The organism is Mycolicibacterium sp. XJ662 (genome assembly GCF_053484035.1).
Genome location: NZ_JBEFTL010000011.1, coordinates 54730 through 78791, shown reverse-complemented (window position 1 = coordinate 78791; position 24062 = coordinate 54730). Strand labels below are relative to the sequence as shown.

Here is a 24062-nt window from a genome sequence, read left to right as displayed (position 1 = left end):
CGCAAACCCGACACCATCCAGGGAGGCGCCGTGACGATCCCCCGCGGTCCGGCCGATGTGACGCCGGCCTGGCTCGGTTCCGCGCTCGGCGTCGACGTGCGCACCGTCGACGTCGTGCCGATCGGCACCGGGCAGACCGGCGCCACCTACCGGGTGACGGTGACATACGCGGCGGAGCAGACCGCGCTGCCCGGATCGTTCGCGGTCAAGCTGCCCGCCCTGGACGACGCGGTCCGTGAACGGGTGGCGCTGGGCTACCGCTCCGAGGTCGAGTTCTACACCGACGTCGCCGACAAGGTGGCAATCCCGGTGCCGGGCTGCTACTACAGCGACATCAGCGAGGACGGAACGGATTTCGTGCTGATCCTTGCCGATATGGCACCCGCGGTGCAGGGCGACCAGATCGCGGGGTGCACCGAGCAGGAGGCCGCGCTGGCAGTCGAGGCGCTCGCGGGTCTGCACGGCCCGACCTGGTGCGAACAGGTCTGGATGGAGCTGTCCGGGATTGCGATGCCCAAACCCGGCGACGTAGCCGCCGCGGGCGGCATGGGTGAGGTGTGCCGGATGGCAGCCGAGATCACCATCGACAAACTCGGCGACCGGATGAGCGCCGACGACCGCCAAACGCTCACCGACGCAATGGCTTTGGTCACCCCGTGGCTGATGGCCGAACCAACCCGGTTCGCGGTGATGCACGGTGACTACCGGCTCGACAACATGCTGTTCGACCCCGGCCGCGAACGCATCTCCGTGGTGGACTGGCAGACCGTCGGTATCGGCCTGCCCGCCCGCGACCTCGCGTACTTCACCGCCACCAGCCTGCTCCCCGAGACCCGGTCGGCCATCGAGAAGGACCTGGTGCGCCGCTACCACGAGGCGCTGCTCCCCCACGGCATCAAGGACTACGACCTCGACACCTGTTGGCGTGACTATGGTCTGGGGATGGTTCAAGCTCCCGTGCTCACCGCACTGGGCTACGCGTTCGCCTCGTCGACCGAACGCGGCGACGAGATGATCCTGACCATGTTGAGCCGGGGGTGTCAGGCCATCCGGGAACTGGACACGCTCGAGTTGATCAAGGCCCTGCCAGCGACCTGACCCACCCGACGGCGTCGTCGACGCTGTTCACCGTCGACACCCCGGCCGGCAGCGGCGGTCGGTCGACCATCACCACCGCGATGTCCAGCGCGGCTGCCGCGTCGAGTTTCGGGCGGGTCATCGGCCCACCGCTGTTCTTGGTGACCAGCGCATCGATGTCGTGCTCGCGCAGCAACTGCAGCTCGTCGTCGTAGCGGTACGGTCCGCGTGACAGCACCACCTGGTGGCGACGCGGAAGGTCCGCCGGTTCGGGCGCGGTGACGGCGCGGATGAGAAACCACGCGTCGACGCCGGCGAACGCGGCGATGCCGGATCGCCCGGTCGTCAAAAACACCCGCGAATACCCCTTGTCAGCAACAGTTTTCGCCGCATGGGTATCGGAGTCCACCAGGATCGCGTCGCCGGGCGGCCAGGCGGGGCGGGCCAGCAGCAGGTGCGGCATCGCGAGCGCGGCGCACACCTCGGCGGCGTGCGCGGTCATGGTCGCCGCGTACGGGTGGGTGGCGTCGACGACGGCGTCGACGGCGTTGTCGGCCAGCCAGCGCCGCAGCCCCTCGACCCCGCCGAACCCGCCGATGCGCACCTGCCCCACCGGCAGCGCGGGATCGGGCACCCGCCCGGCCAGCGAGCTGATCACCTCGACGTCCGGATGCAGTTGTGCGGCCAGCGCGCGGGCCTCCGATGTGCCGCCCAGCAACAGGATTCGCATCAGTGCCGCCCCCTGCGCACCCGGTGAGACGAGTACAGGTAGCTGTCGGCGAACCCCTCGGCGCCGAGCACGTCGCCGACGACGATGACCGCGGTGCGGCTGATCCCGGCGTCGTGCGTCCGTTCGGCGAGCTCGGCCAGCGTGCACCGGACCACCTGCTCCTGCGGCCAGGACGCGAACGCCACGACCGCACACGGTGTTTCGGGCCGGTATCCGCCCGCGAGCAGCTCCGGAACGATCGAGTCGATCTGCGCCGCGGCCAGGTGCAGCACCAGCGTCGCACCCGATTGCGACAGCGTGCGCAGGTCCTCACCGGGCGGCATCGCCGTCGACAGCGTCGCCACCCTGGTCAACGTGATGGTCTGCGCGACACCGGGAACCGTCAACTCGCGGCCCAGCGCGGCGGCCGCCGCAGCGAACGCCGGTACGCCGGGCACGATCTCGTAGCCGATTCCCAGCGCGTCGAGGCGACGGCACTGTTCGGCCAGCGCACTGTAGATCGACGGGTCACCCGAGTGCAGCCGCGCCACATCCAGACCCGCGGCATCGGCGTCGGCGATCTCGGTGACGATCTGATCCAGCGTCAACGGGCCGGTGTCGACCACCCGGGCCTCGGGGGGACACAGCGCCAGCAGGTCATCGGGCATGATCGAACCGGCGTACAGGCAGATTTGGCAGCGGTTCAGCAGCCGCTGGCCCCGCACCGTGATCAGATCGGCCGCGCCTGGGCCCGCGCCGATGAAGTAGACGGTCATCGCTTGGTCACCGACCACTGCGTGACAGGGAATGCAGGCCGCCATCCGGTGAAACCGCCCAGCGGTTCCCCGGAGTAGTGCTGGTAGCGGCGCAGCTCACCGCCGAGGCGCGAATACCATTGGCTGACAACGGCTTCTGATTCGGTGGTGACGGCGTTGACGACCAGCCGGCCGCCGCCGGGCAGCCGGTCGAAGCACTCCTGCAACAGCCCGGGGCGGGTCAGCCCGCCGCCGATGAAGATGACGTCGGGAGCCGCGGTGTCGTCGAAGGCCTGCGGCGCGTCGCCGCGCACGTCGACGTTGACGCCGAACGCCGTCGCGTTGTCGGCGATCCGGGCGCGGCGCTGCTCGTCGCGCTCGAAGGCCACTGCCCGGCAACCGGTTCCGCTGCGGCACCATTCGACCGCGATGCTGCCCGAGCCGGCGCCGACGTCCCACAGCAACTCCCCCGGCCGTGGCGCCAGCGCGGCCATCGTGACTGCGCGCATGGGCGTTTTGGTGATCTGGCCGTCGTTGGCGTAGGCGGTGTCGGGCAGGATGCCGAACTGCCGCTCGTCGGGTAGATAGCGCACGGCCATCACGTTGAGGTCGTCGACGTCGGTCGGCGGGTCGGCGGCCCATTTCCGCGCGGGCTCGGTGCGGCGCCGCTCGGCCGGGCCGCCGAGTTGTTCGAGCACCGTGAACTCGGAGTCGCCGCGGCCGGTGGCGGCGAGCAATCGGGCCAGGGCCGCGGGGCTGGCGGCGTCGCGCGACAGCACGACGGCGGTGCCCCCGCGGCGCACCGCGGTGTGCGGTTCGCCCGTGACCAGGCTGATGACCTCGGTGTCGTGCACCGGCCAGCCGAGCCGGGCGCACGCCAGCGTCACCGACGACACGTGCGGCAACACGGTGACGCGGTGCGCACCGTGCAACCGGACCAGCGAGCTGCCGACCCCGTGCAGCAGCGGGTCACCGCTGGCCACCACGTGCACGTCGCCGTCGGCGCCGTCGCGCAGCGCGCGCAGGGCGGGCAGCATCGGCGACGGCCACTCGCGCCGCTCCGCTGTCACGGTGTCGTCGAGCAGGTCCAGCTGCCGGGGTGACCCGTAAACGACAGTGGCCCTTGCTAATTCGGCCCGCGCAGCCGGTGCCAGCCCGGCCATACCGTCCGCGCCGATGCCGACGACGATGATCATGGCCGTCCGTTCTTCGCGCAAGCGCTCATCACCGCGGCAACCTCCGCCACACGAACTGCGGAAGCAACCGCATCCCCGCGAACACCGGCCGCAGTATTCCGGGCACCCACACGCTGCGGCGGCCCTTGGCCAGTGCGCGCGCGGTCGCGTCGGCGACCTGGGCCGGCGTGCTGGAGAACGGCGCGGGCGCCATCCCCTCGGTCATGCGCCCGATCACGAACCCCGGCCGCACGGTCAGCAGCCGCACCCCCGAACCGTGCAGCGCGTCGGACAGACCGCTGCAGAAGCCGTCGAGGCCGGCCTTGGCCGAGCCATACACATAGTTGGCGCGGCGCACCCGCACCCCCGCCACCGACGAGAACGCGACGATGGCCCCCGATCCGGCCGCGCGCATGGTGGCGGCGAGCACGGTCAGCAGGCTGACCTGTGCGACGAAGTCGGTGTGCACGATCGCCACGGCGTGCGCCGGATCCTGCTCGGCGCGCGTTTGGTCGCCGAGGACCCCGAACGCCAACACCGCGGTGTCGATCGGCCCATGCTCGGCGACGATCGACTCCACCAGCGGCCCGTGGGCGGGCAGGTCGTCGGCATCGAACTCGCGGACCGCGACCGCGGCGGCGCCGGCGGCGCGCACCGCGGCCACCTGCTGGTCGAGGTCGTCGGCGCGGCGCGCCGCGAGCAGCACCGTCGCCCCGGGCGCCAGCCGGGTCGCCAACTCCAGCCCGATTTCGCTGCGCCCGCCGAAAACCACAACCAGCGCCGGATGGGTGTCGGCCGTGTCTTTCATGGCTGGGATTATCCACTGCGCTAAGTTGGGCCGTGATGGCCCAATCAAGTCGCAAGGCAACCACCAAGCTCAACAGCGATGCCTTGGCGTTTCTGTCCGAGCGGCATCTGGCGATGCTGACGACGCTGCGCGGCGACAACTCCCCGCACGTGGTGGCCGTGGGTTTCACCTTCGACCCGACCACCCACATCGCGCGCGTCATCACCAGCGGCGGCTCCCAGAAGGCCGTCAACGCCGAGAACCAGGGCGTTGCCGTGCTCAGCCAGGTCGACGGGGCGCGGTGGCTGTCGCTGGAGGGTAAGGCGACCGTCAACACCGACGCCGAGGCCGTCCGCGACGCCGAACTGCGGTATGCGCAGCGCTACCGCACCCCGCGGGTCAACCCGAAGCGCGTGGTGATCGAGGTCCGCGTCGAGCGCGTGCTCGGCTCGTCGAGCCTGCTGGACCGCGGCGAGCACTGACCGCGAGCAGTCATAGATGGCCCCTTTTTCGGGCGCCCGAGGGGCCTTCCGCGTCTGCTCGGCGGATCAGGCGGGCACCACCACCAGGTCGTGCGGGCGGTTGTTGACCGGCTCTGCGCCGTCGGCGGTGACGACAACGATGTCCTCGATCCGCGCGCCCCACTGGCCGGGGAAGTAGATGCCGGGTTCGACGGAGAACGCCATGCCCTCCTCGAGCGGCAGGTCGTTGCCCGCGACGATGTAGGGCTCCTCGTGCACCGACAGCCCGATGCCGTGGCCGGTGCGGTGCACGAACGCCTCGGCCAACCCCTCGGCGGCCAACGCATCGCGCGCGACGGCGTCGATCTGTTCGGCGGTCACGCCGGGACGCACGGCGGCGACGGCGGCGCGCTGCGCCCGTTGCAGCACCGCGTAGCGCCGTGCGATCTCGGGGCTGGGTTCGCCGATGCTGTAGGTGCGCGTGCAGTCGGAGTTGTACCCGGGTTCGTACGGGCCGCCGATGTCGACGACGACGACGTCGCCGGCGCGCAGTTCACGCTCCGAGCATTCGTGGTGCGGGTCGGCGCCGTGCGGCCCGGAGCCGACGATGATGAACGCTACCTCCGAATGTCCTTCGGCGACAATGGCTTCAGCGATATCGGCGGCGACGTCGGCTTCGGTGCGGCCGGGCTTTAGGAAGTCGGGCACCCTGGCGTGCACCCGGTCGATCGCCGCGCCCGCCTTGCGCAGGACGTCGATCTCCGCGCCGTCCTTGATCATCCTCAGCCGGCGCAGCACGTCGGTCGCCAGCACCGGCGTCGCGCCGAGCACGTCGGCGAGCGGCAGCAGGTGCAGCGCGGGCATCGAGTCGGTGACGGCGATTTTGAGGGTGCCGCCGCCCAGCGCCTCGCCCAGCACGTCGGCCATCATCCGGTACGGATCGTCGCCGTCGACCCAGTCGTGCACCGGCAGGCCGAGTTCGGGCACGGCCGAGGCCTTGAGCGCGGCCAACTCCAGGCGCGGCACCACGACCGTCGGTTGCCCGTCGGCGGGCAGCACCAGCGCGGTCAGCCGCTCGAAGGTCTGCGCGCGCGAGCCGACCAGGTAGCGCAGGTCGTAGCCGGGGCTGATCACCAGACCCGCGAGCCCGGCTTCGGCGGCGGCGGTGGCGGCGGACTGCAGCCGTCGGGCATACACGTCGGCGCTGAAACGACTGGCGGTCATGGCTTTCAGGCTAGTGCGCCCCTGGCAGGATGACAGCCATGCCCGCACCCCTGTTGCTGCTCGACGGCGCCAGCATGTGGTTTCGCTCCTACTTCGGCGTGCCCTCCTCGATCACCGCGCCCGACGGGCGGCCCGTCAACGCGGTGCGCGGGTTCCTCGACGCCGTCGCGACCGTCATCACCCGTGAGCGCCCCGAGCGGTTGGTGGTGTGCCGCGACGACGACTGGCGCCCGCAGTGGCGCGTCAACCTGATCCCGTCGTACAAGGCGCACCGCGTGGAAGAACCCCAACCCGAAGGGGTGCCCGACATCGAGGAAGTGCCCGACGATCTGACGCCGCAGGTCGACATGATCCTGGAACTCCTCGACGCGTTCGGCATCGCGACCGCGGGCGCCGCCCAGCACGAGGCCGACGACGTGCTGGGCACCTTGGCATATCGGGAACGGCGCAGCCCGGTGGTGGTGGTCAGCGGCGACCGGGACCTGCTGCAGCTGGTGACCGACGACCCGGTGCCCGTGCGGGTGCTCTACATCGGGCGCGGGCTGGCCAAGGCGACGTTGTTCGGGCCCAAGGAGGTCGCCGAGACCTACGGGGTGCCCGTGCACCGCGCCGGGCCGGCCTACGCCGAGCTCGCGTTGCTGCGCGGCGACCCGTCGGACGGGCTACCGGGTGTTCCGGGGGTCGGCGAGAAGACGGCGGCCACGCTGCTGGCCCAGCACGGGTCGCTGGAGCACATCATGGCCGCCGCGCACGACCCGAAATCGAAGATGTCCAAGGCGTTTCGGACCAAGCTGCTGGGCGCCACCGACTACATCGAGGCGGCGGGGCCGGTGGTGCGGGTCGCCACCGACTGCGACGTCGACTTCTCGACGCCCGACGACGCGCTGCCGCTGGCCGCCAAGCATCCCCGCAAGGTCGCCGAACTGGCCCAAACCTACGGGGTGACCTCGTCGATCGGTCGGCTGCAGAAGGCGCTGGACGGTCTGCCCGCGCGCTGACGGCCGCTACTTGGGGCGGCCGACCTCATAAGTGCCGCTGTCGTCCTGGAACGTCACGGTGACCTGACGCTTGGTGCCGTCGATGCTGACCTCGCAGTCGAAGGTCGCGCCCTTCTCGACGACGGGGCTCTGGCCGTCGTTGCACTTGACGTCCTTGACGTTCTTGGCGCCGTAGCCGTTGGCCTCGTCGGTGAGGATCTGCTGCACACCGCTTTGGGCCGCGTCGATGTCGAGCTTGGTGGTCACGAAGAAGCCGGGCTTCCAGAACCCGAGCACCAGCACCACCGCGATGATGACCGCGGCCAGCACGCCGATGACGCCGCCGATCACGGCCAGCGAACGCTTGGACCCCTCTTCACCGCCGGGCTGGCCGTAGGGCTGGCCGTACTGGCCGGGTTGGCCGAACTGGCCGGTCGGCTGACCGTACTGGCCGGGCTGGCCGTACTGGCCAGGCTGCTGACCGTACTGGCCGGGTTGGCCGTAGGGCTGACCGTACTGGCCGGGTTGGCCGTACTGCCCCGGCGGATAACCCTGCTGCCCGTACTGCTCGGTCGGCGGGTACTGCTGCGGAGGCTGGTAGGCGGGCTGCTGGTACTGCGGATACTGCTGCGCCTGCTGGGGGTCGTAGGCGGGCGGCTGCCAGGCAGTCTGCTGCTGCTCGCCGGTGGGCTGCTGCTGCCACTGCTGCTCGCCCTGATCGGTCGACGGCGCATCGCTCGATGGCTGGTCCGTCGGCTGTTCCGGCTGCTGGCCGGGCCACGGCTGCGTCGGATCAGATCCCTGCGGTCCGCTCATCTCACTCCTTCACCCGCGGGCGCGCCGCGGTTCGGTTCCGTCTTTCTGCGCACACACTACCCCGCGTCAACTGCCACGACGCCGCGTCGAATGTCGCTGACGGCGCGTTTCGCCGACGCGCGCAGCGCCGGGCTGGGGGCGGCGTTGCGCACCTGGTCGAGCAGGTCGAGCACTTGGCGGCACCAGCGCACGAAGTCGCCGGCCGACAGCGGCGACCCCGATCCGGTGGCGTCGCTGGCCGCCAGCGCAGTGGTCAGATCGCCCGTGGTGGCCCAGCGATAAATCGCGGCGACGAATCCCGGGTCGGGCTCGCGGCTGTGCGCGATGCGGTGGCGCTGCTCATCGGTGCGCAACTCGGCCCACAGCCTGATGGTCTGGTTCAGTGCGCGGCGCAGCGGGCCCGTGGGCACCTCGACGTTCTCGGGTGAACCGGGCGTGTCACCGCGCGACTCGTAGAGCACCGCCGACAGCACCGCCGCCAACTCGGCGGGTTCCAGCCCCTCCCAGATGCCGCTGCGCAGCGATTCGGCGACCAGCAGGTCGCTTTCGCTGTAGATGCGGGCCAGCAGCCGGCCGTCGTCGGTGACCTTCGGGTCGTCTTGCGGCCCGTCTATGTAGCCGCGTTCGGTGAGCAGCACCACGATCCGGTCGAACGTGCGCCCCAGCGAGTTGGTCGCCGCGGCCACCTTCTGCCGGATCTGCTCGTTGTCGCGCTCGATGCGCAGGTACCGCTCGGCCAGCCGGGCCTTCTCCTCGCGGTCGGGCAGCTGGTGGGCCGGGTGCCGGCGCAGTCGCTCCCGCAGCGACGCCAGTTCGGGGTCGACGTCGCGGTCTCTCACCGGACCCTTGCGTTTCCCTTTCGCCGACGGCACGTCCAGCCCGGCCGCGGCCGAACGCAGCGCCGACGCCAGATCGCGTCGTGCCCGCGGGCTGCGGTGTTCGACGCGCTTGGGCAGCGACATCGACCCCAACGGGTCCGAACCCGAGTAGTCGGCCGACGAGATCCGCCCCGCCCACTTGTGTTCGGACAACACCAGCGGACGCGGATCGTCCTTGTCGCGCGCCGGATCGAGCACCACCGCCAGCCCGCCGCGGCGCCCGTGGCTGATGTCGATGATGTCGCCGCGGCGCAGCGCCGCGAGCGCGTCGTTGACCGCCTGGCGGCGCTGTAACCGCGACGCGCGTGACTGCGCCTTTTCCCGGTTCGAGACGTCCTGGCGAAGCCGCACATACTCCAAAACCGGTGCGTCATGGCCGCCGTCGAGTTCGGCGGCGATTTCGTCGAGCATCCGCTCGCCGCGCTCGATGCCGCGTCGCAGACCGACCACCGACCGGTCCGCCTGGTACTGCGCGAACGAACTCTCCAGAAGTTGGTGCGCCTGCGCGGGGCTCATGTGCTGCACCAGGTTGATGGTCATGTTGTAGGACGGCGCGAACGAACTGCGCAGCGGGAAGGTGCGGGTGGAGGCCAGCCCGGCCACTTCGGCGGGATCGGAGGTGGCGTCGTTGGGGTGCCACAGCACCACCGCGTGGCCCTCCACGTCGATGCCGCGGCGTCCCGCGCGGCCCGTCAACTGGGTGTACTCCCCCGGTGTCAACGGCATGTGCTGCTCACCGTTGAACTTCACCAGCCGCTCCAACACCACGGTGCGCGCCGGCATATTGATCCCCAAAGCCAGTGTCTCCGTGGCGAATACGGCTTTCACCAGGCCGGCGGTGAACAGCTCCTCCACGGTGTGGCGAAACACCGGCAGCATCCCGGCGTGGTGGGCGGCCAGCCCGCGCAGCAGCCCCTCGCGAAACTCGTGGTAGTCCAGCACGATCAGATCCGATTCGGGCAGCTCACCGCAGCGCCGGTCGACCACGTCGGCGATGGCCTTGCGCTCCTGCTCGGTGGTGAGCCGAAGTGACGAGCGCAGACACTGCTTGACCGCGGCGTCACACCCCGCCCGCGAGAAGATGAAGGTGATGGCGGGCAGCAGCCCTTCGCGGTCCAGCATGCCGATCACATCGGGCCGCGACGGCGGCCGGTACATGGTGGGCCTGCCGCGGTGGCCTCCCCTGCCGCGACCGCGTGGCTGCCAGTCCGACAGCCGATCGGCTTCGCGGCGATGGGCGATGTGGCGCAACAGTTCCGGGTCGACCACCAACTCGCGTTTGGATTTCTTGGCTTTGGTGTTGCGGTAGTCGAACAGGTCGAACAGCCGCTTGCCGACCAGGACGTGCTGCCATAGCGGCACAGGGCGGTGTTCGTCGACGACGACCGCGGTGTCCCCGCGCACGGCCTGCATCCACCCGCCGAACTCCTCGGCGTTGCTGACCGTGGCCGACAGGCTCACCAGCAGCACCTCGTCGGGCAGGTGCAGGATCACCTCCTCCCACACCGCGCCCCGCATCCGGTCGGCCAGGAAATGCACCTCGTCCATCACGACGTAGGAAAGCCCGTGCAGCGTAGGCGAGTTCGCATAGAGCATGTTGCGAAGCACTTCGGTGGTCATCACCACCACGTCGGCGTCGCCGTTGATCGACTGATCACCGGTGAGCAGGCCGATGTTCTGCGGGCCGTACCGGCGCACCAGGTCGTTGTGCTTCTGGTTGCTCAACGCCTTGATCGGCGTGGTGTAGAAGCACTTTCCGCCCGACGCCAGCGCCAGGTGCACCGCGAACTCACCCACCACGGTCTTGCCTGCGCCGGTGGGGGCGCACACCAGCACACCGTGTCCGTTCTCCAAGGCTTGGCAGGCATCGCGCTGGAAGTCGTCGAGCGCAAACGGCAGTTGCTTGGCGAATTCAGCCAGTTGTTGCCCGCTAGGTTGCATCGTCATCGACCACGGGCCGCGTCGACGTCGGCACGGACGACGTCTCGATCGGTTCGGCTGTCGGTTCAGGGCTGCCGATCGGCGCCGCTTGGTCGTCGGGCACCTCGTCGAGCGCCGCGCGACGGGCCTTGCGCTTGTCGTTGAACCGGGCGATCTGGATCGCGACCTCGAGCAGCGCGGTCAACGCCAGCGCCAGCGCCAGCATCGAGAACGGGTCCGATCCGGGGGTGAAGATCGCGGCGAACACGAACAGTGCGAAGATCAGGCCCCGCCGCCACGCCTTGAGTCGCTCGTAGGTGAGCACGCCGACGAGGTTGAGCATGATGATCAGCAGCGGGAACTCGAAGCTGAACCCGAACACCAGCAGCAGGTTGATCAGAAACCCGAAGTACTGGTCGCCCGACAGCGCGGTCACCTGCACGTCGGCGCCGACCGTCAGCAGGAAACCCAACGCCGTGGACAGCACCACGTAGGCCAGCACCGCGCCCGCGACGAACAGCGCGGCGCCCACGACGACGAACGCGATCGCGAACCGGCGCTCCTTGCGGTACAGGCCGGGGGTGATGAACGCCCACAGCTGATACAGCCATACCGGGCAGGCCAGCACGATGCCCGCGGTCAGACCTACCTTCAAGCGCAGCATGAACTGGTCGAACGGCGACGTCGCGAGCAGTCGGCAGCCGCCGTCGGCGGTGATGTCGGCGCGCGACGACGCAGGCAGTTCACAGTAGGGTCCGCGCAGCCAGTCGCCGAGGCTGGGCAGCCCGAAGACGCCGTGGCTGTACCAGAGGAAGCCGAGGATCGTGGTCACGACGACTGCGGCCGCCGCGATCAGCAACCGGTTACGCAGCTCCTGCAGATGTTCGACCAGCGACATGGTGCCGTCCGGGTTGGTCCGGGAACGACGCTGACGAGGATCGAGTTTCTTCAGGATTGCTGGGGGCTGCACGGCAGGCCTATCGACGCGGCGTCATGCCGCGGTCGGCTTCGTCGGCGACGGTCAGGCTGAACGTTTGTCCGACGGCTGCCCGGGGGGCGGCGTCGTATCGTCGACGCGTTCCGAGGCGATCGGCGTGGCTTGCTGCGTCGTCGTGTCGTCCTGCTTGGAGTCGGACTGCATCTCCTTGATCTCGGACTTGAAGATCCGCATGGACTTACCGAGCGAACGCGCCGCGTCCGGGAGCTTCTTGGCACCGAAGAGCAGCACGAATACGGCGATGACAATCACCCAGTGCCAGGGTTGTAGACCGCCCAATTTGGTCACCTCCAGAACGTCGTGGCCAGTCTACCGTTCCCCGGCGCTCGCGTCGTAGGCGCGCAGCGCCGCGGCGGCGGTTTCTTGGACCTGACGGGCCAGCGACTCCGGGGCCAGCACCCGTACCGCCGACCCGAAACCGAGTACAAAGCGCGCCATCCAGTCCTCGGCGGCGTAGGTCATCGCGGCCTCGACGGCGCCGTCGGGCAATTCGCGGATCTCGCGCAGCGGGTAGTAGTCGAACATCCACGCCGCGGAGCGGTCGATGAGCAGGGTCGCCGACGGCAGCGACGGGTCGGCAGTAAAAGGTGAGAACAGCGAGGTGTCGGGTTCGGCCTGCACGGCCGGCGGCGGCGGGTCCGACGGCTCGTCGAGCACCTGCGCGTCGACGATGCGATCGAACCGGAACAACCGCACGCCTTCGGCCGACCGGCACCATGCCTCCAGGTAGCTGTGGTCGCCGACCAGCACGACCCGGATCGGGTCGACGGTGCGGCTGGACAACATGTCGTGCGACGCCGAGTAGTACTCGAGCGTCACCGCCCTGCCGTCGCGCACCGCCTCGCGGACCGCGGCGGCGGCCTCGCTCTCGATCGGGGCGCGCTCGTCGACCGCGGCCACGGCCGCGCCGGTGTCCTGGCCCAGCGCGCCGGCGGCCGACTCGATCTTGGCGATCGCACTGCGCGCGGCTTCCGGGTCGACCATGCCGGGCACGTCGGCCAGCGCACGCAACGCCACCAGCACGCCGGTGGCCTCCGGCGACGTCAGCCGCAGCGGATGGTCGATACCGGCCGAGAAGGTGACTTCGATGGTGTCACCGGAGAATTCGAAGTCGATGAGGTCACCGGGTCCGTAGCCGGGCAACCCGCACATCCACAGCTGGTTGATGTCGTCGCGCAGTTGTTTGACGCTGACCCCGAGGTCGGTCGCCGCCTCCGCGTAGGTGATCCGCGGGTTGGCCTGGAAGTACGGAACCATGTTGAGCAGCCGCACCAGCCGCGCCGAGACGGCCGTCATGCCGTGGCCCCTTCGGGTCGGTGCGCCTGCGCGTGCAGTCTTTTCACCACGTCGTCGCGCAACGCCTGCGGCGCCAGGGCCACCGCGTCGGGCCCGTAGCTGGCGACCTCCCGGGCCAGCCGGTCCAGCATGCCGATGTCGACGCTGATCTCCTCGCCGGCGCGGCCGCCGAGTTCCCGTGGGCCGATGACCGTCGCGCGGCGACGCAGCGCGGTCGCCCTGCCCTCGGCGACCCATACCCGCGCCTCCCCGGTGCTCGGCCACTCCCCGACCGCGCGGTCGACGATCTCGCGCAGGTTCACGCCCTGCGGCGGCGACACCGCCCCAGGCGGCCCGATCGGGGTGACGTCGGCGCCGATGCGCGACAGCCGGAAGGTGCGCGTCGCGTTGCGGTCGCGGTCGTGGCCGACCAGATACCAGCGCCCCTTGTCGGTCAGCACGCCCCACGGTTCGACGGTGCGGGTGGTGTAGGGGTCGCTGCGCGAGGACCGGTGCGGGAACTGCACCGCCCGGCCGGCGTCGATGGCCGACAACAGGATGCCGAGCACGTCTTCGGAGCCGCGCAAACCGGGTAACGCGCCCGTGGAGGTGATCGAGACGCCGGCGTCGACGGCGTCGATGTCGACGCCCGCGGCCCGCAGTTTGAGCAGGGCGCCCTGGGTGGCGGTGATCAGCTCGGGTGACTCCCACAGCTGGGTGGCCACGGCGACGGCGGCGGCTTCGTCGGCGGTCAGCTCGACGGCGGGCAACGCGTAGGCCTCGCGGTTGATGCGGTAGCCCTCGGTCGGGTCGAACTGCGACACCCGGCCGGTCTCCAGCGGGATGCCGAGGTCGCGCAGCTCGTTTTTGTCCCGCTCGAACATCCGGGAGAACGCCTCGTCGCTGGGGCTCTCGGAGTAGCCGTACACGGTCTCGCGGATCCGCTCGGCGGTGATGAAGGTGTTGGTAGACAGCAGCGCGATGACGAGGTTCATCAGCCGTTCGACTTTGGAGATCCCCACTTGCAACAGCTTAGGGTGTGCCGGGCTGTGGGCGAGCAAGCTACATGCTGGCGATCAGCCGCTTGACCCGTTCGTCGACCGAGCGGAACGGGTCCTTGCACAGCACCGTGCGCTGCGCCTGGTCGTTGAGCTTGAGGTGCACCCAGTCGACGGTGAAGTCGCGGCCGGCCTCCTGGGCGGCGCTGATGAACTCGCCGCGCAGCTTGGCCCGCGTGGTCTGCGGCGGCGTGGTGACCGCGGCTTCGATCTCCTCGTCGGTGGTGATCCGCGCCGCCAGCCCCTTGCGCTGCAGCAGGTCGAACACGCCGCGCCCGCGCTTGATGTCGTGGTAGGCCAGGTCGAGTTGGCTGATCTTCGGGTCGGACAGCTCCATGCTGTAGCGGTCCTGGTAGCGCTGGAACAGCTTGCGCTTGATCACCCAGTCGATCTCGGTGTCGACCTTGGCGAAGTCCTGGCTCTCGACCGCGTCGAGTTGGCGGCCCCACAGGTCGACCACCTGCTGGATCTGCGTGTCGGGCTCGCGGTTCTGCAAGTACTCGACCGCGCGCGCGTAGTACTCGCGCTGGATGTCCAGGGCGCTGGCCTGCCTGCCGCCGGCCAGCCGCACCGGGCGGCGACCGGTCAGGTCGTGGCTGACCTCGCGGATGGCGCGGATCGGGTTGTCCAGCGAGAAGTCGCGGAACGCGATTCCGGCCTCGATCATCTCCAGCACCAACGACGCCGTACCCACCTTGAGCATGGTGCTGGCTTCGCACATGTTGGAGTCGCCGACGATGACGTGCAGCCTGCGGTACTTCTCGGCGTCGGCGTGCGGTTCGTCGCGGGTGTTGATGATCGGCCTGCTGCGGGTGGTGGCCGAGGACACCCCTTCCCAGATGTGCTCGGCGCGCTGGGACAGGCAGAAGGTCGCCGCCTTGGGTGTCTGCAGCACCTTGCCGGCGCCGCAGATCAACTGGCGGGTGACCAGAAAGGGCAGCAGCACATCGGAGATCCGGGAGAACTCGCCCGCACGCACGATCAGGTAGTTCTCGTGGCAGCCGTAGGAGTTGCCCGCCGAGTCGGTGTTGTTCTTGAACAGGTAGATGTCGCCGCCGATGCCTTCGTCGGCGAGGCGTTGCTCGGCGTCGATCAACAGGTCTTCGAGCACCCGCTCGCCTGCGCGGTCATGGGTGACCAGCTGCGTCAGGCTGTCGCATTCTGCGGTGGCGTACTCGGGGTGGCTGCCGACATCGAGGTACAGGCGCGCACCGTTGCGGAGGAACACGTTGGAGCTGCGGCCCCACGACACCACACGCCGAAACAGATAGCGTGCGACTTCATCGGGGCTGAGTCGCCGATGGCCGTGGAACGTGCAGGTGACACCGAATTCTGTCTCGATGCCCATGATTCGTCGCTGCACCTCATCGAGACTACTGGTTGCCGCGCGGCGATGGTGTGCAAGCCGCGCCGATGCCGTCCCCACCCCTGTGGATAACCGCAGCACAACCGATCGCGGGTCTGCTTGCATGAGGCATGGGCGAAGGGACGCGTCCGACCGTGTCGCAGGCCGAGCGGTGGCGGCCTGACGACCTTCGCGAGTTCGCCGACCAACTGTGCGCCGCGGCCGCCGACGTCAACATCCGCATCGAGGCGACGGTGGCCGGCGTGGTCGCCAGCGCGGACTTCTGGACCGGCTCGGCCGCCGAGGCCGCACGGCGCGAGGCGCGATCGATCGGCAAGGAGTCCGACGCCGTCGCGCGGGTCGCGGTACGCGCGGCCGTCGCGGCCTCCGACGGCGCCCAGCAGATCGCTCTGGCCCGAGACGCGGTGTTGGCCCGTGTCGCCGACGCCACCTCGGAGGGGTTCCTCGTCGGCGACGACGGCTCGGTGTCAGGGGGTGCGGATCCGACGCCGCTGCTGGTGGCGTTGGCCGGCGGCGACGACGGCGTCGCACGCGGCATGCTGGCGGTGCGCGCCGACGCGCTGAGCGCCCAGATCGTCGAGGCGCTCGACCGGTTGGGCGCCGCCGACGCCGACGCCGCCGACGACATCGCCGAAGCCCTCGCGCTACCGGTGGCCGCCGCGCCTCCAACAGTGCCGGCCGGGGCGTGGCCCGTGCAGGCCGGCGACGTGGTGGCGGGCTGGCCGGCGCTGAGCCAGGACCGCATCGCCGAGCAGATCGCGGCGATGACGCCCGAGCAGCGGCAGCGGCTGATCGTTGAATTTCCGCGCCAGGTAGGCAACACCGACGGGGTGCCCTGGGCGATGCGGGTGGAGGCCAATCGCACCAACATCGCGCAGGCGATCCTGGACGAAGACGACTCCACGCGCCTGGCCGTCTACCGCGGCCTGCTCTCCGAGGTCGACGACCCCGCGGGCAGCGGGCGCCGCATCGACCGGCAGATCCTCGCGTTCGACCCCGCCCGCGCGTCGCTGGTGGAGTTGCACGGCGACGTGTCGAGGGCCACCAGCGTGGCCGTGCTGGTGCCCGGGCTCAACACCACGATTGCGGGGTCCTCCGCCGTCAACGACACCGCCCGCCGGTTCGTGTCGGCGACCCGGGGCGAGGCCGCCGCGATCAGCTATCTGGGCGGGCCGTTTCCGCGCGGCGACAATCCGGCCACCGCGCTGGTCTCGGCGGCCGACCCCCGCTACGCCCTGCAGATGGCGCCGCGGCTGGTCGCGTTCAGCGAGGACGTCGACCGCACCGTCGACGCCGCGGCCGCGCCGGAACAACCGGTTCCGGTGACGTTCATCGGCCACTCCTACGGCGGTTCGATCCTGGGCACCGCCGAGGCGCAGGGCCTGACCGCCGATCGCACGCTGTATGTGGCGGCCGCCGGGGCCGGCGTCGGTGTCGACGATCCGGGTGACTGGCACAACCGCAACCCCGATGTGCTGCGCTTCTCGATGACCGCGCCCGGCGACTACATCCAGGCCGTGCAGGGCATCCCCGGCGGCCCACACGGCGCCGACCCCGACGAGATGCCCGGCGTAATCCCGTTGGCCGCAGGACATTACGACGACGGTCGGCTGATGGCCGGGCCCCGGGCGCATTCCGACGTGCTCAACCAGCCGTCGGACGCGTGGCGCAACATCCTCGCGGTGATCACCGGGGACCGCGCCGTGATCCCTCTGCCGGGTTGACTTCCCCCGGCGAGCAGACGCAGAAGCGTGTCGAGATGCCGAGAAAAACCCCTTTTGCGTCTGCTCGCGCCAGAAGCCCGGCCAAAATGGGGCGATGTGGTCGCGCAGCGCGCCGGTGGACGGGTTCCGCCTTGCCTTCGACCGGTTCGGCACCAACGGTGCGCCGCCAGTGGTGCTGCTGCACGGGTGGCCCGGCAACCGCCACGACTACCGCCACGTGGTGCCGCTGCTGGCCGGTGCCGCCGACGTCATCGTGCCCGATCTGCGCGGCTTCGGCGGCTCCGACAAACACGCCGTCGCGGTGCGGCACTTCTACAGCGCCACGGCCCAAGCCAGCAGCGTCATCGGGCTGATCAAGGAACTGGAACTGCCGCCGGTGGTGCTGGGTGGATACGACGTCGGCAGCCGCGTCGCGCAGAGCGTGGCCCGGATGCAACCGGACCTGGTCGCGGCGCTGGTGCTGTCTCCCCCGCTACCCGGCGCCGGCGACCGCGTGCTCAGCGCACACGCCCAGAGCGAGTTCTGGTACCAGGCCTTCCACCAGTTGCCGATGGCCGCGCAGCTCATCGACGGTAACGCCGACGCGGTACGGGAGTACTTGCGGCACTTCTGGATTCACTGGTCCGGACCGAACTTCACCTTGCCCGAAGAGGAGCTGGAAAGGCTGGTGGGCGATTACGCGCTGCCCGGTGCGTTCACCGCGTCGATCGCCTGGTACCGCGCGGGGGCGGGGATGATCGCCCAAGCGCTCACCGAGCTACCACCCGAGCGGGCCATCAGGATCCGCGTCCCCGCCGATGTGTTGTGGCCCCACCACGATCCGCTGTTTCCGCGCGAGTGGGCCGACCGGATAGACCACTATTTCACCGACGTGACGCTGAACTACGCGTTTGACTCCGGCCATTTCACTCCGTTGGAGTGCCCGGAGCAGTTCGCCGAGTTGGTCTTGATCCGCGCCGCGACGGACCCTTAGGAATCGGCGGCCTGGTCCTCGGGCAGCAGCGCCTCGAGCGCAGCACCGGTGTAGCGGCGAAACGCCCGGCGCGGCCGGTTGGCGTCGAGGATGGCGACCTCCAGCGTGGCGGGTCCGAGGCTTCGCGGTTCCGGGCCGCCGTTGGCGTCCACCTTCAGCGCGTCGACGGCGATCTTCACCGCGTCGGTCAAACTCGCGTTCTCCGTGTAGGACTCGTTGAGCGCCGCGGTGATCGGGTCGGTGGTGCCGCCCATCACGACGAAATGCGGTTCGTCGGCGATGGACCCGTCGTAGGTGATGCGGTACAGCTCAGGCGGTTTGGACTCGCCGTAGTGCGCGACCTCGGCCACACACAGCTCCACCTCATAGGGTTTGGCCTGCTCGGTGAAGATGGTGCCGAGGGTCTGCGCGTACACGTTGGCCAGTTGGCGGCCGGTGACGTCGCGTCTGGCGTACGCGTAGCCGCGGGTGTCGGCGAACTGGATGCCGCCGCGACGCAGGTTGTCGAACTCGTTGAACCGGCCGACGGCGGCGAACCCGACGCGGTCGTAGAGTTCGCTGACCTTCTGCAGTGAACGCGACGGGTTTTCGGCGACGAACAGCACACCGTCGGCGTATGCCAGCACGACCACGCTGCGGCCCTTGGCGATTCCTTTACGTGCGAGCTCCGAACGCTCGCGCATCGCCTGTTCGGGCGAGATGAAATATGGAAAGCTCACGAGTCCCCTCGCGCGTCAGTCGATCGGTGGGTGGCATCGGGCCCGAAGGTGTCGGTGCGAGAACGGCTTTCGATGACTTGGCGCGCAAGGTCGGCGATCCGTTCTTCGGTCACCTCCTCGGCGCCGTCTTCGCCGATGATCACCGCGGTCGGGTAGATGCCGCGCACCAGGTCCGGTCCGCCGGTCGCGGAGTCGTCGTCGGCGGCGTCGTAGAGCGCCTCCACAGCCACCCGCAACGCCGAATCACCGTCGCGGACTTGGGAGTACAGCTTCTTCATCGACGACTTGGCGAAGATCGAGCCCGAACCCACCGACTGGTAGCCCTCTTCCTCGAAGTTCCATCCGCCGGCGGCGTCGAACGACACGATCCGGCCCGCCGCCTCGGGGTTGGGGTCGTCGAGGTCGTAGCCGGCGAGCAGCGGCAGCGCGACGAAGCCCTGCAGGGCCGCACCGAGATTGCCGCGCACCATGGTGGCCAGCCGGTTGACCTTGCCGTTGAAGGTCAGCGCGACACCCTCGAGCTTCTCGTAGTGCTCGAGTTCGACGGCGTAGAGCCGGGCGAACTCCACCGCGATCGCCGCGGTGCCGGCGATACCGGTGGCCGTGTAATCGTCGGTGATGTACACCTTCTGCACGTCGCGTCCGGCGATCATGTGGCCCTGGGTGGACCGGCGGTCGCCCGCCATCACCACACCGCCCGGGTACTTCAGCGCGACGATCGTGGTGCCGTGGGGCACCGCGTCGGTGACGGCGGCGTGCATGTTCACGGGCAACAGCTCCGGCGCTTGATGGCGCAGCAGATCAGAGAAAGACGACAGGTCCACGGATACGGACGGAACCAGGGGCGTAGGAAAGTTCGACGGGGTGGGCAAGGTCAGCTTGTCGCGATTCGCCCAGCTCACTGTCCGCCCTTCTGGACGTATGCGCGGACGAAGTCCTCGGCGTTCTCTTCCAGAACGTCGTCGATCTCGTCGAGCAGGTCGTCAGTGTCCTCGGCCAGCTTCTCGCGACGCTCCTGCCCGCCGGCCGCGTTGCCGGAGAGGTCGTCGTCCTCGCCGCCACCACCGCCACGCTTGGTCTGCTCCTGAGCCATCGCTGCCTCCTGCTATGTCTATAGCCGTCGCGGGCGGGCCATTTGCCTGCCCGCCGTCCTTCCACCCTACCGGTCGGCACGTGAAATGCCGGGCTTAGCGCTATCAGTTCGTGAGCTGTTCGACCAGTTCGACGGCGCTGTCCACCGAGTCGAGCAGCGCGCCGACGTGCGCCTTGCTGCCCCGCAGCGGCTCGAGGGTGGGTATCCGCACCAGCGAATCGCCGCCCAGGTCGAAGATGACCGAGTCCCAACTGGCGGCCGCGATATCGGCGCCGAACCGCCGCAGGCACTCACCCCGGAAGTACGCGCGGGTGTCGGTGGGCGGGTTCTCGACCGCGTCGAGCACCTGCTGCTCGGTGACGAGCCGCTTCATCGACCCGCGGGCCACCAGCCGGTTGTAGAGGCCTTTGTCCAGCCGCACATCGGAATACTGCAGGTCGACGAGATGCAGCCGGGGCGCCGACCAGCCCAGGTTCTCCCGCTGCCGGAAACCCTCCAGCAGCCGCAGCTTGGCGGGCCAGTCGAGGATCTCGGAACACTCCATCGGGTCGCGCTCCAACAGGTCCAGCACGTGCGCCCAGGTCTGGACGATGTCGCTGGCGCGCGGGTCGAAGTCGCGGCTGTCGACCAGCTTGGCCACCCGGTCGAGGTAAATGCGTTGCAACGCAAGACCGGTCAGTTCCCGGCCGTCGGCCAGCGCGACGGTGGCGCGCAGCGACGGGTCGCGGCTGAGCACGTGCACCGCGTGCACCGGCCGGGCCAGCGCCAGGTCGGTCAGGTCCACCCCGATCTGGTGGCCCTCTTCGATGAGGTCGAGCACCAGCGCGGTGGTGCCGAGCTTGAGGTAGGTCGACGTTTCCGACAGGTTGGCGTCGCCGATGATCACGTGCAGCCGGCGGTACTTGTCGGCGTCGGCGTGGGGCTCGTCGCGGGTGTTGATGATGCCGCGTTTGAGCGTGGTCTCCAGGCCGACCTCGACCTCGATGTAGTCGGCGCGCTGCGACAGCTGGAAGCCGGGCTCGTCGCCGGACGGACCGATGCCGACCCGGCCTGAACCGGTGATCACCTGGCGCGACACGAAAAACGGCGTCAACCCGGCGATCACCGCCGAGAACGGCGTCTGGCGGCTCATCAGGTAGTTCTCGTGCGACCCGTAGGACGCGCCCTTGCCGTCCACGTTGTTCTTGTAGAGCTGCAGTTTGACGGCTCCGGGCACGCTGGCGACGTGCCGGGCGGCGGCCTCCATCACCCGCTCACCGGCCTTGTCCCAGATCACCGCGTCCAACGCGTCGGTGGTCTCAGGTGCCGAATACTCCGGGTGCGCGTGGTCGACGTACAGCCGCGCGCCGTTGGTCAGGATCATGTTGGCGGCACCGACCTCGTCGGCGTCCACGATCGGCGGTGGGCCCGCCGATCGGCTCAGATCGAATCCGCGGGCGTCGCGCAGCGGTGACTCCACCTCGTAGTCCCACCGCGTGCGCTTGGCGCGCTGTATCCCCGCGGCGGCCGCGTACGCGAGCACCGCCTGCGTCGACGTCAAAATCGGATTCGCGGTCGGATCGGACGGCGACGAGATGCCGTACTCGACCTCAGTCCCGATAATCCGTTGCATGTGGCCCAGCGTAGGCGACGCCGCACAGTAGCCTGCCACCGTGCCGTCCAATCGCCAGGCCAAACAGGCCGATGAGGTGGCGCTGCGCCGCGCCGCCGATGCGTGGTTCCTCGACCACGGGCTGCCCGCCGTGCTGCGGCCGGGCGCCCTGGTCCGGCGGGTGTGGCCGCGCTCGGCGCCCGCGCTGGCGGCGTTCGCGGTGTTCATGCTCAACTCCGCGTTGGTCGTGCAGATCACCGGCAAACACACCATCGACATCGACGGCCAGCCGACGCGCACCGAGTGGTTCGTTCTGGCGCTGGTGATCCTGGTGTTGCCGGCTGCTGCGGTGGTCGGCTGGCTGGTGTCACGCATCGCCACGGTGCCGCGCCGCACCGTGGCGGCGACGGTGTCGCTGGCCGTCGCGGTCGTCGGCGGTATCCTCGGCGGCCCCGGCCCGCGGGTGATCGGAGACCTGATCTTCGAGGCCATCGTCATCGCGATCATTCTGGCGGCCACCGCGTGCGGCGCCGGTTCGATCCTGAGCTGGACGGCGCGAATGACGTTGTCGCATCTGGCCGCTGCCGGTTCGCTGGTGGTCCGCGCCCTTCCGGTGCTGCTGCTGACGTTCCTGGTGTTCTTCAACTCGCCGGTGTGGTTGATGGCGGCCAAGATCTCGCGTCAGCGGCTGTGGCTGGCGCTGTTGTTCCTGTCGTTGATCGCCGCGGCGTTCGTGGTGTCGGTGACCGTCGATAGGTTCCGGCCGCTGATGGAAACCCAGGGTCTGCTCGACGGTCGTGAAGCACAGTTGGACGCAACGCCTTTCGAGGCGATGCCCGATCCGCCGGACAGCCTTCCCCTGCGCCGACCCGAGCAGCTCAACGTGATGTTCGTGCTGGCCGCCTCCCAGCTCGCGCACATCTTTGTGGTGGCCGTCGTGACGGCGCTGATCTTTCTGGTGCTGGGGCTGATCGTGCTCTCCCCCGAGGTGCTGGCCGCCTGGACGCAGCACGGGTCAAGCGACGGAACGCTTCTCGGCATGACGATCCCCGTACCCGAGGCGCTGATCCAGGTCACCCTGTTTCTGGGTGCGCTGACGTTCATGTACGTCAGCGCCAAGTCGGTCGCCGACAGCGCTTACCGGCAGCAGTTCCTCGATCCGCTTACCGACGGTCTGCGGGTCACCCTGGTGGCGCGTGACCGCTACCGGGCCTACGTGTCGGCGCGCTGACCCGCCGGAGCCGTCGCCATCACGCACAATGTGGCGGTGTCCGACATGCGGCATGTTCACCAATGGTTCCTGCATCGCGGCCTGCCGCTGGTCCTGACCCGGCGCGTGCGGTCACGGGCGCTGGTGGAGCGCTCCGCGCCGACGGTCAGCGGTATCGGTGCGCTGATCGCGCTGACGTTTCTGCTCGCCGAACTCAGCGACGGCGATCCCGACTTCGGCCTCGTGACCCGCCTGGCGGTGCTGACGTTGCTGCTGATCGCCGCACCGTTCGCCCTGTATGCGCTGCACCGCGCGGGCACCACCCGCTCTGATGCGGGCCGGCGGTCTGCCGCCCTGCTCGTGATGGCCCTGTTCGTGTTCGGGCTGCCGTTCGCCGACAGCGGCTTTACGGGTATCGCGGCGGCGGAGGCGGTGGGGTTCGCGGTCGTCGTGCTGGTGGCGATCTGGCTGACCTACATCGGGTTCGGCGCGATCGCGCTGTGGGCGCTGCGGTTCGCGTCGGTGCAGTTGGGTGCGCTGGGCACGCTGATGAGCCGCGCCCTGCCGCTGCTGATGATCACCGTGGTCGTGTATTTCACCGGCGAGCTGTGGCAGCTGGCCGCCCGGATGACCCGTCAACGGCTGTGGGAGACAATCGGTTTCCTGGCGCTGGTCGCGCTGCTGTTCATGGTGACCACCATCCGCGACGAGGTCCGCGCCCTGCGGGAAGACCGCGCCGAACGAAACGACCCGGCCAAGCTGCTGGCCGGCACCCCGTTGGCCACCCCGAACGGTCACGAGCCCGAGCGCACCCCGCTGTCCCTGGCCGAACAGGTCAACGTCGTCGCGGTGATGGTGGTGTCACAGGCCATCCAGGTGGTGTTCTTCACCGCGGGTATCTTCGCGTTCTTCCTGGCGCTGGGCATCGTCGCGATCCCCGACGACGTGGCCGTGCTGTGGGCGGCCGAGCAGTCCTGTGCCATCGGTCAACCACCGTGTCCAGGAACATGGTTCGGCGTCGACGTGCCTGTGCCGCAGACCGTCGTGCACGTCTCGCTGTTCGTCGCGGTGTTGTCCGGGTTGTACTTCACCGTGAGCACCAGCGTCGACCCGCACTACCGGGAGCGGTTCTTCGATCCGCTGATCGCCGATGTGGCGGTCAGCCTCGCCGGCCGCGACGCGTACCTGGAGCGCGAAACCACCCACCCGCAATAGACGGCGAGCGTGCGTGTCTGAGGGCGACACGCCGGTCATTTTCACGATTTCACGCACGCTGG

At 69.5% G+C, this 24062-nt stretch carries 23 protein-coding genes; 7 read left to right on the top strand and 16 right to left on the bottom strand.

What is annotated here, in order from left to right:
• Positions 1-30: 30 nt before the first annotated feature.
• Positions 31-1098 carry a phosphotransferase family protein gene (locus tag ABQE93_RS22945; protein ID WP_448410737.1) on the top strand — a complete coding sequence of 356 codons (1068 nt, stop codon included), beginning with the start codon at positions 31-33 and terminating at the stop codon, positions 1096-1098.
• On the opposite strand, the gene ABQE93_RS22940 is transcribed toward ABQE93_RS22945, so the two are convergent.
• From ABQE93_RS22940 to ABQE93_RS22925, 4 genes are read right to left on the bottom strand one after another with little or no spacing between them, the layout of a single operon-like run.
• Positions 1076-1807 carry a cobalt-precorrin-6A reductase gene (locus tag ABQE93_RS22940; protein ID WP_448410736.1) on the bottom strand — a complete coding sequence of 244 codons (732 nt, stop codon included), beginning with the start codon at positions 1805-1807 and terminating at the stop codon, positions 1076-1078. The two genes, ABQE93_RS22945 and ABQE93_RS22940, sit on opposite strands and share 23 nt — an antisense overlap.
• Entirely contained in the window at positions 1807-2562 is a 756-nt protein-coding gene (gene cobM, locus ABQE93_RS22935; protein ID WP_448410844.1) for a precorrin-4 C(11)-methyltransferase, read from the bottom strand. Before cobM ends, ABQE93_RS22940 begins: the two co-directional genes overlap by 1 nt.
• Complete coding sequence (gene cbiE, locus ABQE93_RS22930; RefSeq protein WP_448410735.1) at positions 2559-3737, bottom strand: precorrin-6y C5,15-methyltransferase (decarboxylating) subunit CbiE; 1179 nt, start codon at positions 3735-3737, stop codon at positions 2559-2561. Before cbiE ends, cobM begins: the two co-directional genes overlap by 4 nt.
• Positions 3738-3765: 28 nt before the next feature.
• Positions 3766-4524 (bottom strand): decaprenylphospho-beta-D-erythro-pentofuranosid-2-ulose 2-reductase, encoded by a 759-nt coding sequence (locus tag ABQE93_RS22925; protein ID WP_448410734.1) that lies wholly within the window; start codon positions 4522-4524, stop codon positions 3766-3768.
• A gap of 35 nt (positions 4525-4559) precedes the next feature.
• Between ABQE93_RS22925 and ABQE93_RS22920 the strand changes: the two genes are divergently transcribed.
• On the top strand, positions 4560-4985 hold the full coding sequence (locus ABQE93_RS22920; RefSeq protein ID WP_448410733.1) for a F420-dependent biliverdin reductase: 426 nt from the start codon (positions 4560-4562) through the stop codon (positions 4983-4985).
• A gap of 66 nt (positions 4986-5051) precedes the next feature.
• On the opposite strand, the gene ABQE93_RS22915 is transcribed toward ABQE93_RS22920, so the two are convergent.
• Positions 5052-6188, bottom strand: a complete 1137-nt coding sequence (locus ABQE93_RS22915; protein ID WP_448410732.1) for a M24 family metallopeptidase — start codon at positions 6186-6188, stop codon at positions 5052-5054.
• A 38-nt stretch (positions 6189-6226) separates the two neighbouring features.
• On the opposite strand from ABQE93_RS22915, the gene ABQE93_RS22910 reads away from it, so the two are divergent.
• Positions 6227-7186: a 5'-3' exonuclease gene (locus ABQE93_RS22910; protein WP_448410731.1), complete on the top strand. Its 960-nt coding sequence runs from the start codon at positions 6227-6229 to the stop codon at positions 7184-7186.
• A 6-nt stretch (positions 7187-7192) separates the two neighbouring features.
• Here ABQE93_RS22910 and ABQE93_RS22905 read toward each other — a convergent pair whose 3' ends face one another.
• From ABQE93_RS22905 to pafA, 7 genes are read right to left on the bottom strand one after another with little or no spacing between them, the layout of a single operon-like run.
• Entirely contained in the window at positions 7193-7981 is a 789-nt protein-coding gene (locus tag ABQE93_RS22905) for a DUF4333 domain-containing protein (protein WP_448410730.1), read from the bottom strand.
• 56 nt (positions 7982-8037) lie between these two features.
• A complete protein-coding gene (locus tag ABQE93_RS22900; RefSeq protein ID WP_448410729.1) occupies positions 8038-10806 on the bottom strand; it encodes a DEAD/DEAH box helicase in 2769 nt (922 codons plus the stop codon).
• Positions 10790-11749 carry a twin-arginine translocase subunit TatC gene (tatC, locus tag ABQE93_RS22895; protein WP_448410728.1) on the bottom strand — a complete coding sequence of 320 codons (960 nt, stop codon included), beginning with the start codon at positions 11747-11749 and terminating at the stop codon, positions 10790-10792. The genes ABQE93_RS22900 and tatC overlap by 17 nt, the downstream gene beginning before the upstream one ends.
• Before the next feature lie 51 nt (positions 11750-11800).
• Complete coding sequence (gene tatA / locus ABQE93_RS22890) at positions 11801-12055, bottom strand: Sec-independent protein translocase subunit TatA (protein ID WP_448410843.1); 255 nt, start codon at positions 12053-12055, stop codon at positions 11801-11803.
• Positions 12056-12085: 30 nt separating this feature from the next.
• Positions 12086-13072, bottom strand: coding sequence for a helix-turn-helix transcriptional regulator (locus tag ABQE93_RS22885; protein WP_448410727.1), 987 nt, complete (start codon positions 13070-13072; stop codon positions 12086-12088).
• Positions 13069-14073 carry a helix-turn-helix transcriptional regulator gene (locus ABQE93_RS22880; RefSeq protein WP_448410726.1) on the bottom strand — a complete coding sequence of 335 codons (1005 nt, stop codon included), beginning with the start codon at positions 14071-14073 and terminating at the stop codon, positions 13069-13071. The genes ABQE93_RS22885 and ABQE93_RS22880 overlap by 4 nt, the downstream gene beginning before the upstream one ends.
• A 40-nt stretch (positions 14074-14113) precedes the next feature.
• Entirely contained in the window at positions 14114-15472 is a 1359-nt protein-coding gene (gene pafA / locus ABQE93_RS22875; RefSeq protein ID WP_448410725.1) for a Pup--protein ligase, read from the bottom strand.
• Positions 15473-15585: 113 nt separating this feature from the next.
• On the opposite strand from pafA, the gene ABQE93_RS22870 reads away from it, so the two are divergent.
• Both ABQE93_RS22870 and ABQE93_RS22865 read left to right on the top strand, forming a co-directional pair.
• Positions 15586-17199 (top strand): alpha/beta hydrolase, encoded by a 1614-nt coding sequence (locus ABQE93_RS22870; protein WP_448410724.1) that lies wholly within the window; start codon positions 15586-15588, stop codon positions 17197-17199.
• 94 nt (positions 17200-17293) lie between these two features.
• Positions 17294-18172 (top strand): alpha/beta fold hydrolase, encoded by an 879-nt coding sequence (locus tag ABQE93_RS22865; protein WP_448410723.1) that lies wholly within the window; start codon positions 17294-17296, stop codon positions 18170-18172.
• Here ABQE93_RS22865 and prcA read toward each other — a convergent pair.
• The 4 genes from prcA to dop form a co-directional block, all read right to left on the bottom strand.
• Complete coding sequence (gene prcA, locus ABQE93_RS22860; RefSeq protein WP_448410722.1) at positions 18169-18891, bottom strand: proteasome subunit alpha; 723 nt, start codon at positions 18889-18891, stop codon at positions 18169-18171. The genes ABQE93_RS22865 and prcA overlap by 4 nt on opposite strands.
• The gene (gene prcB / locus ABQE93_RS22855) at positions 18888-19769 is read right to left on the bottom strand and encodes a proteasome subunit beta (protein WP_448410842.1); all 882 of its coding nucleotides are present in this window, start codon (positions 19767-19769) and stop codon (positions 18888-18890) included. Before prcB ends, prcA begins: the two co-directional genes overlap by 4 nt.
• Before the next feature lie 20 nt (positions 19770-19789).
• On the bottom strand, positions 19790-19984 hold the full coding sequence (locus ABQE93_RS22850; protein WP_069408097.1) for a ubiquitin-like protein Pup: 195 nt from the start codon (positions 19982-19984) through the stop codon (positions 19790-19792).
• 103 nt (positions 19985-20087) lie between these two features.
• The gene (gene dop / locus ABQE93_RS22845; RefSeq protein ID WP_448394170.1) at positions 20088-21596 is read right to left on the bottom strand and encodes a pup deamidase/depupylase; all 1509 of its coding nucleotides are present in this window, start codon (positions 21594-21596) and stop codon (positions 20088-20090) included.
• Between the two features lie 40 nt (positions 21597-21636).
• Here dop and ABQE93_RS22840 point away from each other — a divergent pair, with 40 nt between their 5' ends.
• Together ABQE93_RS22840 and ABQE93_RS22835 are read left to right on the top strand one after the other, a co-directional pair.
• Positions 21637-22806, top strand: a complete 1170-nt coding sequence (locus tag ABQE93_RS22840; RefSeq protein ID WP_448410721.1) for a hypothetical protein — start codon at positions 21637-21639, stop codon at positions 22804-22806.
• A 45-nt stretch (positions 22807-22851) separates the two neighbouring features.
• Positions 22852-24000, top strand: a complete 1149-nt coding sequence (locus tag ABQE93_RS22835; protein ID WP_448410841.1) for a hypothetical protein — start codon at positions 22852-22854, stop codon at positions 23998-24000.
• Positions 24001-24062: the final 62 nt, after the last annotated feature.

Excerpts from the sequence above, each read along its gene's own strand:
- ABQE93_RS22940 (WP_448410736.1), bottom strand. The coding sequence starts at position 1,807 with ATGCGAATCCTGTTGCTGGGCGGCACATCGGAGGCCCGCGCGCTGGCC.
- cobM (WP_448410844.1), bottom strand. The coding sequence starts at position 2,562 with ATGACCGTCTACTTCATCGGCGCGGGCCCAGGCGCGGCCGATCTGATC.
- cbiE (WP_448410735.1), bottom strand. The coding sequence starts at position 3,737 with ATGATCATCGTCGTCGGCATCGGCGCGGACGGTATGGCCGGGCTGGCA.
- ABQE93_RS22925 (WP_448410734.1), bottom strand. The coding sequence starts at position 4,524 with ATGAAAGACACGGCCGACACCCATCCGGCGCTGGTTGTGGTTTTCGGC.
- ABQE93_RS22920 (WP_448410733.1), top strand. The coding sequence starts at position 4,560 with ATGGCCCAATCAAGTCGCAAGGCAACCACCAAGCTCAACAGCGATGCC.
- ABQE93_RS22915 (WP_448410732.1), bottom strand. The coding sequence starts at position 6,188 with ATGACCGCCAGTCGTTTCAGCGCCGACGTGTATGCCCGACGGCTGCAG.
- ABQE93_RS22910 (WP_448410731.1), top strand. The coding sequence starts at position 6,227 with ATGCCCGCACCCCTGTTGCTGCTCGACGGCGCCAGCATGTGGTTTCGC.
- ABQE93_RS22905 (WP_448410730.1), bottom strand. The coding sequence starts at position 7,981 with ATGAGCGGACCGCAGGGATCTGATCCGACGCAGCCGTGGCCCGGCCAG.
- ABQE93_RS22900 (WP_448410729.1), bottom strand. The coding sequence starts at position 10,806 with ATGACGATGCAACCTAGCGGGCAACAACTGGCTGAATTCGCCAAGCAA.
- ABQE93_RS22885 (WP_448410727.1), bottom strand. The coding sequence starts at position 13,072 with ATGACGGCCGTCTCGGCGCGGCTGGTGCGGCTGCTCAACATGGTTCCG.
- ABQE93_RS22870 (WP_448410724.1), top strand. The coding sequence starts at position 15,586 with ATGGGCGAAGGGACGCGTCCGACCGTGTCGCAGGCCGAGCGGTGGCGG.
- ABQE93_RS22865 (WP_448410723.1), top strand. The coding sequence starts at position 17,294 with ATGTGGTCGCGCAGCGCGCCGGTGGACGGGTTCCGCCTTGCCTTCGAC.
- ABQE93_RS22850 (WP_069408097.1), bottom strand. The coding sequence starts at position 19,984 with ATGGCTCAGGAGCAGACCAAGCGTGGCGGTGGTGGCGGCGAGGACGAC.
- dop (WP_448394170.1), bottom strand. The coding sequence starts at position 21,596 with ATGCAACGGATTATCGGGACTGAGGTCGAGTACGGCATCTCGTCGCCG.
- ABQE93_RS22835 (WP_448410841.1), top strand. The coding sequence starts at position 22,852 with ATGCGGCATGTTCACCAATGGTTCCTGCATCGCGGCCTGCCGCTGGTC.